This is a genomic window from Komagataeibacter kakiaceti JCM 25156 (genome assembly GCF_000613305.1).
The window spans coordinates 1-541 of the sequence record NZ_BAIO01000913.1; the positions used below are offsets into that span (position 1 = coordinate 1).

Below are 541 nucleotides of genomic sequence, written 5' to 3' on the forward strand. Positions count from 1 at the left end.
GCTGGTCGGGCGTGCCCACGGCGGCCGAAATCCGCGCCAATGATGCCAAGCGCCTGCTGGCCGATCCCGTTCTGAACGAGGACGTGGCCGAGACGGACAAGGAACTGGTTGGCCAGCTTGTTGAAGGCCGCAGCAGCGAACAGCTTGCCGCCGCCCTGCTGCAGATGTACCGCGCCCGCCTGCCCGCGCCTGAAAACGTGCGCCACATCACGCCCGACGCGCCGCGCCCCGCGCGTGAACGCAGCGAGCGTGACGGACCCCGCCCCACGCGCGACAGCTACGCCAGCGCCGAACCGGGCGCATGGTTCGCCATGAATGTCGGCCGGCAGGAAAAGGCTGACCCCAAGTGGCTGATCCCGCTGATCTGCCGCCTGGGCGGCGTGCGCAAGGCGGATATTGGCGCGATCCGCATCAACGATACCCAGACGCTGTTCGAGATCACGCCGGATTCCACCGAGAAATTCCGCTCGTGCATCGCCGCGATCGAGAATGACGAAGTGCAGATCACGCCCGCCAGCGCGCCCGCTGGTGGCCCGGCGCG

Annotated in this window: 1 protein-coding gene; it reads left to right on the forward strand. The window is 68.4% G+C overall.

The features are described 5' to 3' along the window. The coding region (locus JCM25156_RS26765) for a DbpA RNA binding domain-containing protein (protein WP_034961882.1) at nucleotides 1-541 on the forward strand (541 nt) is incomplete at both ends.